Source organism: Bombilactobacillus sp. ESL1094 (assembly GCF_058107425.1).
On record NZ_JBYLUM010000001.1, the window covers coordinates 1,286,571 to 1,299,882 of the forward strand.

Annotated in this window: 13 protein-coding genes; 11 read left to right on the forward strand and 2 right to left on the reverse strand. The window is 38.3% G+C overall.

Features of this window, described 5'->3' with window-relative positions:
* Positions 1–603: 603 nt before the first annotated feature.
* Positions 604–966 carry a hypothetical protein gene (locus AC3B5S_RS06090; RefSeq protein WP_489758175.1) on the reverse strand — a complete coding sequence of 121 codons (363 nt, stop codon included), beginning with the start codon at positions 964–966 and terminating at the stop codon, positions 604–606.
* A 74-nt stretch (positions 967–1,040) separates the two neighbouring features.
* On the opposite strand from AC3B5S_RS06090, the gene AC3B5S_RS06095 reads away from it, so the two are divergent.
* Positions 1,041–2,219 (forward strand): MFS transporter, encoded by a 1,179-nt coding sequence (locus AC3B5S_RS06095; RefSeq protein WP_489790207.1) that lies wholly within the window; start codon positions 1,041–1,043, stop codon positions 2,217–2,219.
* Between the two features lie 157 nt (positions 2,220–2,376).
* Here AC3B5S_RS06095 and tpx read toward each other — a convergent pair whose 3' ends face one another.
* Positions 2,377–2,871: a thiol peroxidase gene (gene tpx, locus AC3B5S_RS06100; protein WP_489775157.1), complete on the reverse strand. Its 495-nt coding sequence runs from the start codon at positions 2,869–2,871 to the stop codon at positions 2,377–2,379.
* Positions 2,872–2,990: 119 nt separating this feature from the next.
* On the opposite strand from tpx, the gene AC3B5S_RS06105 reads away from it, so the two are divergent.
* The 10 genes from AC3B5S_RS06105 (at position 2,991) to AC3B5S_RS06150 (ending at position 13,225) form a co-directional block, all read left to right on the forward strand.
* On the forward strand, positions 2,991–4,478 hold the full coding sequence (locus tag AC3B5S_RS06105; RefSeq protein ID WP_489769551.1) for a glycosyltransferase: 1,488 nt from the start codon (positions 2,991–2,993) through the stop codon (positions 4,476–4,478).
* 102 nt (positions 4,479–4,580) lie between these two features.
* Positions 4,581–5,075, forward strand: coding sequence for a hypothetical protein (locus AC3B5S_RS06110; protein WP_489769552.1), 495 nt, complete (start codon positions 4,581–4,583; stop codon positions 5,073–5,075).
* 104 nt (positions 5,076–5,179) lie between these two features.
* A complete protein-coding gene (locus tag AC3B5S_RS06115) occupies positions 5,180–5,929 on the forward strand; it encodes a WxL domain-containing protein (protein ID WP_489769553.1) in 750 nt (249 codons plus the stop codon).
* A 188-nt stretch (positions 5,930–6,117) separates the two neighbouring features.
* Positions 6,118–7,155: a DUF3324 domain-containing protein gene (locus AC3B5S_RS06120; RefSeq protein ID WP_489769554.1), complete on the forward strand. Its 1,038-nt coding sequence runs from the start codon at positions 6,118–6,120 to the stop codon at positions 7,153–7,155.
* A gap of 93 nt (positions 7,156–7,248) precedes the next feature.
* Complete coding sequence (locus tag AC3B5S_RS06125; protein WP_489758182.1) at positions 7,249–8,319, forward strand: WxL protein peptidoglycan domain-containing protein; 1,071 nt, start codon at positions 7,249–7,251, stop codon at positions 8,317–8,319.
* 29 nt (positions 8,320–8,348) lie between these two features.
* Entirely contained in the window at positions 8,349–9,389 is a 1,041-nt protein-coding gene (locus AC3B5S_RS06130) for a DUF916 domain-containing protein (protein WP_489775158.1), read from the forward strand.
* A 35-nt stretch (positions 9,390–9,424) separates the two neighbouring features.
* Positions 9,425–10,276 carry a hypothetical protein gene (locus AC3B5S_RS06135; protein ID WP_489758184.1) on the forward strand — a complete coding sequence of 284 codons (852 nt, stop codon included), beginning with the start codon at positions 9,425–9,427 and terminating at the stop codon, positions 10,274–10,276.
* A gap of 52 nt (positions 10,277–10,328) precedes the next feature.
* On the forward strand, positions 10,329–11,309 hold the full coding sequence (locus AC3B5S_RS06140) for a WxL protein peptidoglycan domain-containing protein (RefSeq protein ID WP_489758185.1): 981 nt from the start codon (positions 10,329–10,331) through the stop codon (positions 11,307–11,309).
* 21 nt (positions 11,310–11,330) lie between these two features.
* A complete protein-coding gene (locus AC3B5S_RS06145; protein WP_489775159.1) occupies positions 11,331–12,197 on the forward strand; it encodes a hypothetical protein in 867 nt (288 codons plus the stop codon).
* Positions 12,194–13,225, forward strand: coding sequence for a WxL protein host-binding domain-containing protein (locus AC3B5S_RS06150; RefSeq protein WP_489775160.1), 1,032 nt, complete (start codon positions 12,194–12,196; stop codon positions 13,223–13,225). Before AC3B5S_RS06145 ends, AC3B5S_RS06150 begins: the two co-directional genes overlap by 4 nt.
* Positions 13,226–13,312 lie beyond the last annotated feature (87 nt).

Here is a 13,312-nt window from a genome sequence, read left to right on the forward strand (position 1 = left end):
ATGATGCTCCCTTCGTAATTTGTAATTACTATCTTAGCACCATGATTAATTATTTGCCATCTATTTTTAATAAAAAGTTAATTAAAATGAATATTAGCTAGCGATTTAGCTGATTTGAAAAAGATCTATTATTAATTTTAATTTAATAAAAAAGTTTAACACAGTGATAATTATTTGACATTTGGTCTATGAAATTTTATATGCTTCTGCTCACAGGTTTAATATAATTGCGTTCGCAAAACTAAAAGCTTACGTCTAACTACGATTAAGCTTTCAAGTTAAGGATCAAACTTAAAAGTTTAATCTAGGTTAGTCCTCAGCTTTTGCCCAGTTTTGCTCACAGCTTGGCGAAATTGCGTTCCCAGAAGCAGAAGTTTGTGTCTAACTACGGAAAAGTTCTTAAGTTTAAAAGTCAAAACTTAAGAACTTTACCTAGGTTATACTCAACTTCTTAACGCTTCTGCTCACAGGTTTAATATAATTGCGTTCGCAAAACTAAAAGCTTACGTCTAACTACGATTAAGCTTTCAAGTTAAGGATCAAACTTAAAAGTTTAATCTAGGTTAGTCCTCAGCTTTTGCCCAGTTTTGCTCACAGCTTGATTTAATGATGACTAGTTCGGTAATGTGGCTGACTCTGATGTTTGCCTGGTAAGTGTTGATACTTAGGGGTGGCAGTTTGGGTTAATTGGTAATTTTTGATCTTACCAGTGACAATTTTGCCCTGCAACTTTTGTTGTTGCCAGAATTGTAAAGTTTGGATTAAAGTTTGCGCTTGTTGTACTCTGGTTAAATTCTGTTCTTGCTGTTGAGCCACTGGAATGACTTGTTGCTGAAGATATTGAATTTGTTTTTGATTGTACTCTAATAGTTCTTTGGTTAAAGGAGCATGTAAGTATTGGTTGGCCAGTTGCTGAATCATGCGCAAGGCATCTTTGGTATTTTGTGGTTGATAAGAATTTGACATGAACTTATCCTTTCTGCTAATAATGTCATTATATTATAATAGAATTAAATTAGTAGGAAGAAAAGGAGTTTAATATGCGCCAAGTTCGTTTGGTTCCATTGTTAGGGGTGGCCTTCTTTAATGAAACGGCCTATAGCATGATGTGGCCGTTAGCAACCATTTATATTAATACTATTTTGCATAAATCATTGACGGTGGCAGGCATTGCGTTGATGTTTTTTTCGGCTGCTAACGTGTTAGGTGCGATGGTTGCCGGCAAAATGTATGACCGGTTTAATCAATTTTACCTAACAGTGGGGGCCATGTTAGCCTGTTTAGCAATCTGCGTTATTGGCATTTGGTTCACTGGTTGGCCCAATTATGCCTTGGTGTTGACGGCTTTTGGCGTGACAACGGGTTGGCTAACCACGGCAGTGAACGTCTACGGCACCTTATTGCCCCATATCTCAACCACTAAAGCTTTTAACCTGATTTATTTAGTCTTAAATGTCGGCTTGGTCTTGGGCACAATGCTGATCAGTGAAATGTTTAAACGATCAGTTGCTCCGATTTTTATTTTGGCAGCAGTTTTATACTTATTGTCTTTAATCATTCAAATCGTTTGTTTTCCTAAGCAACGCTTGGAATACCAAGTTGCTGCAGCAAAGCACGCTAACAGAACTCCTAAAAAACATCCGCAAGCGCGTGTGCGCCAATTATTTGTGGTTAGCTTTTTAACATTAGTAGTCATGTGGACAATGTATTCGCAATGGGAATCGAACTTTTCCGTTTACTTAATTGATAGTGGTTTTGCCTTACGCGTTTATAGTTTATTATGGGCATTAAATGGAGTAGTCATTATTATAGTGCAATGGCTATTGACGTGGCGACCACAAATTATCAAAAACTTGGATCACCGAATTGTGATTGGCTTATTCTTTTTGACAATTTCTTATTTTGTCACGATTGCTAGCAAACAAGTCGCCTTAATTTATTTAGGGATGATTTTGTTGACGATTGGCGAAGCCATCTATGTCCCAACGGTTCCAGTCATTATTGATCAATGGACGCAACCGGAAGATAAAGGGCGCAGTCAGGGCTGGGTTAGTGGCTTTTCTTCGCTGGGCCGCGCCATTGGTCCGGTCTTTGGGGGACTAGTGATTGATCATTCTTCTTTTAAGATGCTCTTTATTATTGCGGGAATCTCGATGATTGTGATTACTCTGTTAAATACGTGGAATATTCAACATTACCGAAAGAATAAGACTAACTAAAAAAGCAAGTTCTGAAGTCTGAATTAGGCTTAAGAAATTGCTTTTTAAGTGCCAAACTAGTGCTGATTAGGCATTAATTTTAAAAATTTCTTCATTATAATAGCTTACACTATGTTCGGATGAAAAAATCAGCACTAAATTGTGTATTGAACACTACTTATTCGTTTTGATCTAATTGAGCCAAAACTTGGTCATAATTAGGTTCATTGGTCATCTCGGGCACCACTTCTTGGTAGCTAATCGTTTGATCGGGTTCAACAATCCAGACGGACCGGGCTAATAAACCACTGTCGGCCATTAACAAATGAGTTTGTTGACCGAAATCCTGTTTGACGTCAGAAAGCAATTGCATTTTTTTAACGCCTTGAGCTGCACACCAACTAGCTTGTTGCTCAGCGGTGTTCGTTGAAATAGTGACAAAATTGATGTTAGGATATTGATCCATTGTTTGATTAAAATGTTTCGTCTGTAAACTGCAGACACTGGTATTAATATCGGGTACTACACTAATGAGCAAGGGTTTGTTCAATAATGATGTTAAAGTAACGGAGTTTTGATCTTGATCAAGAACCGTAAAGTTGGGCATCTGGCTGCCAACTTGGGGAATGTCAGTGAGCGTACAAAAGTCTTCACCATGACGAGTTATTTTCATTTTTCTTCACCTCTATCTTAGTATACTATGTTTGAAATCTTCCCGTAAAAGAAAAGGTTTTGTTTGCTATAATAAACTTCAGATCAAAGGGGGCATAGTAGCATGAATTTTTTTTAACGATGGATTTATCTAATATTTCGGCTGGCATTGAGCATTCTGAACTGAATCGCTTGCGCTTATTTCAACAACATCAAGTTCCAGCCAAGATTGTGACGACTTATTATCGCAATGATTGGGCCGCTGGTCCGGGCAAGTTTGGTTTAGACTTAGATGACGTTATTAATGTCTTTGACTACTTTGGGGAAAATCATGTGGATTTTTATCAAACGAATACTGTCCAAGATTATTGTCGCACGCATAATTATCAATTAGTGCAGGAGTTAGGCTCTGATGGTGCAGAACTGGGTTTTAAAATTCAAACACACGACGGTCGGCAAGGTCTGATTCGGGCTGATGAAAAATCGCAACAATTGACTTCGGTGGTCTTTGCTCCCTTGGGTAGTCAAGTTCCGAGTGTTGCGGAAGGCTATGATACCCGCGGCTTTTTGTCTAGCAAGTATTACTACGATCGCCATGGGCAGGTCACCAAGCAAGAAGTGCTTAATCAACAAGGCCAAGTTACTTGTACGCAAGTTTATAAGGCTGATCAAAAGAGTGTGGCTTTATATAAGCTAAAGTATCACGGCAAGAAGTATCGGTTTACGGATTTGCGTGATTTCCAGGCCTTTTTTTATGATTGTTTAAATCAAGACTATGGTTTGAATAATTTATTTATTGCCGACCGTGTGGAATGCGTCGAGAGTTTGCCACGAATGCAAACCGCAGCTCAAAAAGCATTTTATATTCATAATCAATTCTTAAATGGTTGGCAGGCTGATGTCATGACGGGGGGATTAAACTATAACTATGAGTATGGTTTAACCCATAATGAAGAGTTCGATTATATTATCTGTCCGTCCAATTGGGAGAAGCAAGAGATTAATCAACGCTTTCACATTGGAGAGAAAGTGGTGGCTATTCCGGGTAAACCCAGCCAAATTGATGTTCCTCAAGTTGAATTCTCCCAACGCGATCCGCACTTGATTATCATGGTGGCCCGAATTTCACCCGAAAAACAAGTTGATCAAGCCTTAAAAGTTTTACAGCGCGTGCGCCGTGAAGATCCGCTAGCGCGCTTAGAGGTTTATGGGGGCATTACTTATCAGCAAGAAGCAAAAAAAATTAATCAGACCGTATTGAATTTAAAATTACAAGATGCTGTGCAATTTAAGGGTGTCGTGGCCAATATGGCAGAAGTTTATGATCGAGCTCGCGTTTTAATTTTGACTTCTTTTGCGGAAGGCTTTCCTTTGACGTTATTAGAAGCAAGTAGTCATGGGGTACCCATGGTGAGCTATGATTGCCGTTACGGCCCTCGAGAAATTGTGCATGATAATGAAAATGGTTATTTAGTTCCACAAGACGCAGTATCCACTGCAGCCCACAAAGTGATTGCAATTTTGCAAAATGATCAATTAGCTCAAAAATTAAGTCAAGGTGCTTATCAAAGTGCACACCAATTTGAGCCGGAAGCAGTATGGCAATTGTGGCAACCATTAATAAGCTGAAAGTTGTTCAGTTATAATTAATTGTGTTTGAACTTCACAAAATTAAGTGCTATATTAACAGTGTGTCTAGAGCTTCTAGTCTTACGAAAGGAGTCGTGATTTTTGGAAAAGCAAACTCACAAAGTATCAAAACGACTCCCTTGGCGTAAGGTAACTGGTTTAATTGTTGCGGTAATTGCTACTGTGGCAATTGTTGTTGGCGCTTATTCGACAGCCATGTGGGCGGGAACCGATTACGATTATCAAGGTAATGAAGTTGCCCAGGCCCTACCAGTTACTCAAGGCGCTACTCGAGGGGGAGGTAGTTCTAACTCACAATCTAAGTCATCAACTGCTTCAGTAATTATTCCACAGTCTAACACGGGCGCTAATAGTCAACAGGCGAAAACTCCTAAGTTAGATCAGTTGAATTACCCACAAACTGGCGGTGCGGATCAAAACGGACCAGTGCAAGTTGTGGGTACGCCATCATATCCACAAACGGGAAATGATGTCAGCTATGGAGCAATTGCGTTAGGTGTTGGTTTACTGTTTGGGTTAGGATTATGTTATCGTAAGCAGTTCATAACATTTTTTGATAATTTTAAGCGAATTTAGTTATTCTTTGAAAATAAACTATTGCAAGATTAAAAAAAAGTGTTATTGTATTTATGTACTGAGAATACCATTCGGTATTTGAAATTTTTTGGGGGGATTTACTAATGAAAATGAATAAATTATTTGCTTCTGTAGCAACTGCTGTTGTTGCTTTAGGTGCAGTTGCACCTGTCGCTACTGTTAGTGCGGCTTCAAGTAAGTTGCCAGCTACTACAATGTCAACTGACAATCCAGCTAATAAGAACTCAAGAAGTGGTTCAGCACAAGGAACATCTACAGCTAGTGTTAACGTTATCGATGGGTTCTTAAGCTTAGATAAAGTTCCTGATTTAGCTTTTGGCTCTGCCGTTAGTGGTAGTACAGCATACCTTAAGGATAATAGTAGTTTAGCAAGTCAAACTAATAACAATAACTATGGTACTGATGGCAACAATGCCGGTTTATTGGAAATTACTGATTCTCGTCATTCAGATGGTGCTTCCGGTAATATGGGTATGGGTTATGTCGTTAAGGCTTCATTAGGTCAATTTGCTGGCGATGAGTTAGCTACGACTGATTCTGCTGCTAGCCAATTTACATTAAGCGCTAATACTATTCAAGCAACTGACAGTAAAATTTATACTGCTGATTTGACTGGTGCGAATGCTATAACATCTAATGGTGGCGCTGGTAAAACTGTTGTTAGTGTTAAGAGTGGTGTTCAACAACGTGGTTCTGACCAATTTGTATTTGGCTTAAATCATGGCATTAAAATGAGTATTCCAGAAGGTGTTAAAGCTGGCGCTTACACAGCTCCTATTACTTGGACTTTAACTTCTCAACCAGATCCATCAACGGGTGCTCCACAAGCTTAATTGATTGTTTTGTAAATAATTAAATAAGTTTTAACTTTAGAAGTATTGATAACTTTTGCTATCAATACTTCTTTTATGTTTCTGAAACTGAAATTAAGTTTAACTTTTATTGTTACATTGACTTTTAATTATAAAAGATTAAGATTATAAATGTAATTTCTATAATTAAATTATTTGGGGTGTAAAAAATGAATCATTTAAAGCAATGGTTAATTGCAATGCTATCTGTTTTAGCATTAGTAATTGTTTCGACAGTGCCTGCTCAAGCATCAGTGGGCAATTATGGTATTAAACCAAATTATGGTAAGAATCAATCAGCACAAAATGGTCAGGTTGATATTTTTGGCAATCCTGGCAGTCAACAAGATATTTCAATTGCAGTAGCTAATAAGGATACTAAGAGTCATCGTTATACCGTTACAGTTAATACTGCAGGAACTGGTACTGATGGCACTTATTCTTACAACAAAGACTATACAGATCCATCAATGAATATTAAATTGTCTAAGTATGTAAAACCACGAGTACAGACTATTACTGTTCCTGCAGGACAAGTTGTGGATGTACATTTTCAAGTTCATGTTCCTAAGCAAAAGTTTCCTGGATATTTGATGGGCGGTATTCTTGTTCGCCCAGCTAAAGGTGAAAAAGCCGTTAAAACAGTTGCTAAAAATGGTTCATTACTGACTAATAAATTTGCTCAAGGTGTTCCTTTACGTGTACGTCAAAAAGAAGATGCAGTTATGCATCCTAAATTTAGAGCTCTGAAAGTAACACCATATGCTTTAAGTGCCGGTAAAGGACAGCGTGGTGTTAATGCTGATATTCAAAATTATGTCAAGGGTTTTGATACGGGCATCAAAGCTAAAGCAACAGTTACCAAAAAGCCTAATGATCATAAGTTTAAGAAAACCTCTACTTTAACCGCTATGTCACCAGCTCCTAATTCTAATTTTAATTACGCTATTGACTGGGGAGATACACCTTTACAAGCAGGTAACTATCACCTACATGTTAAATTAGTTTCTAGTGATAAGACTAAATCATGGATTGTTGACAAAGACTTTACCATCACTTCTGCTGATGCTGGTAAATACAACAAGTTATCTGGTATTAAGCCAAACTACATGTGGCTATGGATCTTAATTGCTGTCTTAGTCATCTTGTTAGTCTTAGGTTTAGGTATTTACTTCGGTCGTCGGAACAATAACAAGAATAATAATTAAACTTAAAAGTGTTTAATAAAATTGTGTGGATACTTAACAGTATCCACATTTTTTTGTATAATTATGCTATCATTAATCCGTTATGGGGGATCTATGAAAAAATTTAGCCTATTTATCATTAGCGTCTGTACTTTGCTTTTGGCGCTCACACAAATACAATCTGTTAAAGCGGATGTCAATAATATTTCGGTTACACCAATTGTCGATAATTCGAACGTCACGGACCGTTTTCAAATTGTAGCTAAGCCTAATCGCGTGTACCAAGTTAAATTATCAATTACTAACTTTGGCGCAGTGAATACCAAGGTGCGGATTCGTCCTACCAATGCTTCCACGACGTCGCAAGGTGGGATTACTTACCAAAAAGTTGTTCATTCGGGCGATAGCGATTTGCGTTATGCTTTTAAAGATATGACGCAAGCTAAGATTATTAAATTAAAAGCTAACCAAACTAAAGAAGTAGCGTTCAACATTCAAATGCCACCCAAGGCCTTTAAAGGTTTGATGCTCGCCGGTTTTTATATTTATGATATTAATGATTCAGCTAGCCAAGGCTTGAAAGTTCCTGTGTGGCTCACGGAAGATAATCACCCAGTGGGTGGGGTTTTGGTATTGAATAATGTGACTCCTCAAGCAGTCGAACATAAGCCGTTTATCAATGTTAATCTATCCAATAATCAACCAGGATTGATGAAAGATGTCGTGGTGCATATGACCTTGAAACGCAAGGGACTGCTCGAATTGTTTGGCATGGGGTTCAAGCCCGTGAATGTGGATCAAGTTTATAAGAAGATTGCCCCTAATTCTAACGTTCCGATTGCGTTTGATCAGCAATCACTGCCAATTAAACCAGGCATTTATCAAGCCGTGGGAACTGCTAAGAGTGGTAAGACGCACTGGAAGTTTTCCGGAACGTACCACATCACTAAGAAACAAACTGATAAGGTTAATAATGATTGCAAAGGTTTAACGCCTGATAAGACAGTTTTGTATTTGATGATTGTGTTAGGTCTCATCATCTTAATCATGTTTGTGGTTGGTGGTTTATGGAGCCAATCTAACAAACAAAAGAAAGCACAACAACAGCGTCAAAACCAGCAGCAACAGAATCAATCACAACCCAATAATCAAAATAATAATTTTAATCAATATCCGAGACAGTAAGCTTTAGATTTAAATGGGGGAATTTATTCATGAAGCAACGACGGATTTCAATGATAGTGATCCTGACGTTACTATTGGGGTTTTGGACGCTTTCCACCAATTCAGTGGCAGCAGCCAAAAAATTACCGACGCAGGAACGTTCATTTACTGTAAAGGCGATTTTACCCAAGAATCAAACGACGGATCAGGAGACGTTTTTTGATTTACAAACTAAGCCACAACAAAAGCAACACTTACGCTTATTAGTGTCGAACATCGGCAAGAAGCCTTTGAATATTAAGGTTCAGATCAATGATGCTTATACTTCCGGCAATGGGATTATTAGTTATGATCGCCCAAAAGTGAAGTTATATAAGCCACAAAATCCTGCTTTATCTAGCTTAATTAGTAGTAAACGCACTTATCACGTGCATGTTAAACCGCAGTATTCCAAGATTGTGACCTTTACCTATCAAGCACCTAAGACGGAGTTTCAAGGAATTATCTTGGGGGCGATTGTCGCAACTGCGGGAGTCAGTTCCTCAAAGAAAAGTGAGTTTGCTATTCAAAACCAAGTTCAATATGTCACAGGTGTGGTGTTGCGTTCCAAAAAAGATACTGTTAAGCCAGCAATTACCATGGATAAGCACGTAATTGCCACAACTCGCGCACAACAGACGGGGTTAGGCTTTACTTTGTATAATGCTGCGCCGATTAATGTTAGTCAGCTGAAGATGACTAGTTCAGTCAAACGCAAGGGTCATAGCAAAGTCATCACGAAAAAATTGCATAATTTGCAGATGGCACCAAGCTCGACGTGGAATGTGTTATTACCACAAAGTAAGATTCATCCTGGTTCTTATACATTGACTTTGCATTTGCAAGCTAAGAATCATTATCAAAAAACTTTTGTACGGCACTTTACAGTTACTAAAGCCAACGTCAATGCAATTAAGAAAGCTACACAGCCAAAGCACTATAATCGCTTGTTGCCGTGGATCTTTATTGGATTAGTATTAATAATTGTCTTAGGATTATTATATTTACTGTGGATTTATTTAAAAGGTCAAAACAAAAATGGACGTTCTTAGTTCAAGTTGCTATAATGACTTCGAGGGGTGAGATCTTGAAAAACATGGGGAAAATGATCATCTCAACTGTTTGTCTCTTAATTTTTGGTTGGGGAGTTAATGAACAATCTTTAATGGTACAAGCTGATAGTGATGTGACGCGGAGTGATACTGATCCAACTTTACAAGCGGGTGATGTTTCCACGCGCGACGGTGATAATAGTACTGATGGTACGACGGGCAGTACAAATGTAACGGTCACTTTTATCAACGGCAGTATTTACATTGTCCAGATGCCCAACTTTGATTTTGGTACGGGGCATGATTACCGGGATACGAGTTTTAATTTGAACAGTCCTAGTAGCAATAAAAAAATTGATCGTTCTTTAATCGTTAACTCACCAGATAGTGCAGTTGGCTTTTATGTGTCAGTTGCTAATTACGGTAGTACATTGATTGATTCTAGTTCAAAAGCAGATGTAACTAGTTCTGCTGGCTTGTCAAATACTAAACTCGGTAGTTTAGATTTGGATAGTGGTGTTAATGATAATCCAGTTTCAACACAAACTGGTTTGCCAGGAACTGATAGGGCTCCTGTAACAGCAGGTTATACTTATGGAAATAATAGTACTAAAAATCCATTCGGTGAAATTCCTCTTACCAGTGACCCATCTAAGTCAGTGACTCCTATCACAGTTTTAAATGCTGATAGTGGCTTTCAAGGCTATATTCGTTTATCATTTGTTGCTCCAACTAGTGCTACTTTGAATTTAAATAGTACTGTTTTAGGGAATGTACAAACTTATATTCATGATAATAAAATAGATAATGCTACATTCATTTTTCCATTGCATTGGACGGCTAATTTGAATAATGTAACTAAAACAATTGCCAATGAACAAATGTAAGTTTTTAAAAAATTGGGCTTGGTTGGTTATCTTGTTGGTAGCATGTTGTGGTTTGGGTAAAAGTCAAATCGTTCACGCGGCGGGGGGCACATTCAGTGTCGAACCCGAGCAGTTAACAAATCAAATTGGTTCAGTTAAGGGTGGTTGGTACTTACATGTTCAGCCAAATCAAACGTATCAATTGAAGTTTAAAATTCTCAATTTAACTAACCAGTCCAACGTTATTACGGTCAAGCCAATTCCTGCTCAGACTAATTCAGATTTACAGTTGATGATTGATAATCCCTATGCTAAGCCGGGACCCAAGGCCCAGTTTGATTTACGTAAACTAGTTACTCCTTTGAGTGTGGAAGTTCCAGCTAAAAAAGAAGTCGAAACGTCCGTAACATTAAAAATGCCACGGCAACGGTTAATCGGACTTATTATGGGAGGGCTGTTGTTTCAGTCACAGACTGACTTCCAGCAACAGGAACAACAGGCTGTTAAGAGTAAACAAGGTTCGGCAACGATCTCAACAGCCAATATTAGTTATGGTTTGAATTTGCGCCAAGATGATGCCATCTTATTACCTCATTTTCAAGTGGGGACACCAATTTTAACTTCACAGGCTAATCGGGTGGTGATACAGACACCAATTAAAAATACCGCGCCGTATCCTTTTTTAAAGGGGCACTTGCGAGTTAAGATTAGTAAAAAGAATTATTCACGGGCGAACTGTACCATGGTTTTAAAAAACGTTAATTTTGCACCTAACTCGCAGACTAAGTTATTATTACCTTGGCGTAAGGGTCGCTTGATGCCGGGAACATACAATGTTACTTATATATTGGATCATCATAAGCAACATTATGTATTTCACCGCCATATTATTTTGAGCCCACAGCAGTCTAAAAAGTTAAATTACTTTTTGCCACGAGCACAACGCAAGTATCGAAATGTGATCATTATTTTAGTACTGTTTTTGGTGATTTTGATGGGCTTAATTTCTTGGTGGGTTTATGCTTATGGGCAGAATTTATCGAAGAAAAAGTAGCGCCGATTTTGGGGGATTAAAATGAAGAATACTTATAAGACAGTAATGTTCACCAGCTTAGTTTTAGCAGCAGTAGCCGGTTCTAGTGTTAATGAGTTGAATGTTCAAGCAGCAGGTAATGCGCTGGATGGCGTGTCAGGAGTAGATCCTGGACAAGCTTTAGGAGCTAATAGTGGCATTGATTTTAATAGCGCTGCTGCAAATCCGTCTGATGCAGCGACTGATAGTGCTAATAATCATGACTTTCAATCTTTCGGTGGCATTGATTTTGCAGAAGATCGGATTTCACGGCCAATTTTCTTAATGGAAGTTCCTAATTTTGATTTTAATATGAAAGTCGGTGCTACTACTGCTGAAATGACGGCCTCTTCTGGTAATCGGTATTTAGTGGTCAATGATACTAATGCTGGCTCTGGCGTGCATAATCTATGGGAGGTGGATGTAAAAGTGGGTTCTTTTTATAAAACTTCCGGTTCTGCTCAGATTAAATTATCTAAGATTACGCCGACAATACCGTCAATTAATTTACCATCTACTAATGTAGGCAAGCGAACGAGTTATGGAAATTGGAGTGGTAGTGGTTATACTCCGTCTAAAATATCTGGTGCTTTACAGGGTCCACCAACTCCGGCAGACAATTCAAAGCCTGATGGTTTGATTTTGTTAGCTAAGGATGGTAGCGACGCCGATCCTAATCCTTCGCAAAGGGTCATGCATATAACCGGTAGTAATTATGATTCTCATTATTATGGCTTAGATTTTAACGATCCTAGTTATGCTAAATTAAATGATTTTCCCACCACTAAGATAGAAAATTTAAAAGATAAGTACGTTGCTCCAATTACTTGGACTTTGCAGTTTACACCAACTGGTCAGGCTTCCAAATGAAAAATAAATTACGTTTTAAACAATTAATTTGTGCACTAGTCATGGTCTGTGGTTGGTGCCTTTTTTTTCAAAAGCAACTGGTACAAGCTGATCCCGGTTCACCCGTACAGGTGCAATTACAAGTTCCCAAAGAAAATCAAGTTCCGGCTAGTAGTGGCGTTGTGCAAGTTGATTTAAAGCCTAAGAAGTCCGCAAAATTTGCATTATACTTAAAAAATTTGACTAATCAACCAGTGCAATTAAAGATTTTTGGCGGAACGGCACAAACCACGGAACAGGGGGGCTTGAGTTTAGCATCAAATAAACATTTATTGATGGATCGGTCGTGGCACTATAGTTTGGCAGACCTGGGTTTAAAAACGCAATACTTAGTGCTCAATGCCAATCAGGAACAGGCTGTACCTTTAAAAATTAAAGCACCAGCTCATTTTAAAGGTTCAATTGCGGGTTCAGCGGTTGTGCAAACTTTGTTGACTAAACAATATAACAATCAAGTAAATAATTTTCAAATGGCCTTTGGCGTGTTAGCTAATGTGGGGGCTGTGGATAAATTACAACCCAAATTACGCCTGGGTAAGGTGCGTGTCCGTTCTTATGCGGGACAGCCACAAGTAGTAGGGCAAATCCATAATCAATGTCCGATCTACTATGGCAATGGAGCGGTCAATTATGACATTCGCGTTCGCGGTTTAACCAATAACTTTGACAAGCATTTGAACATTCCTCAAGGCGCCTTAGCGGCCAATTCGATTGCGCCAATTACTATTACGTTAGGTAATAATCCTATTAAAGCGGGCAATTATCAGTATAGCGCACAGGTTAATGTGGGCAATCGTAATTTTCATTTTCAACATAACTTTACGATTAGTCCCAAGCAAGCTTGGCAATTGAATCGCCAAAATCCTAATATTAAGCGCACCAAATGGCCATTGATTGTTGCTATTATCATTTTTGGTTGCTTATTGTTTGGGTTATTTTTGTGGTTGTTGTTTAAGTTTGCCAAGAATCGTGGACGAAAACAGAAGTAAATAATAAGAACTAAATACAAGGTCACTCCTAACCAAACTAGGAGTGGCCTTTTTCGTGTAGTAGTTTAAGTTATTTGTAATTGTCTT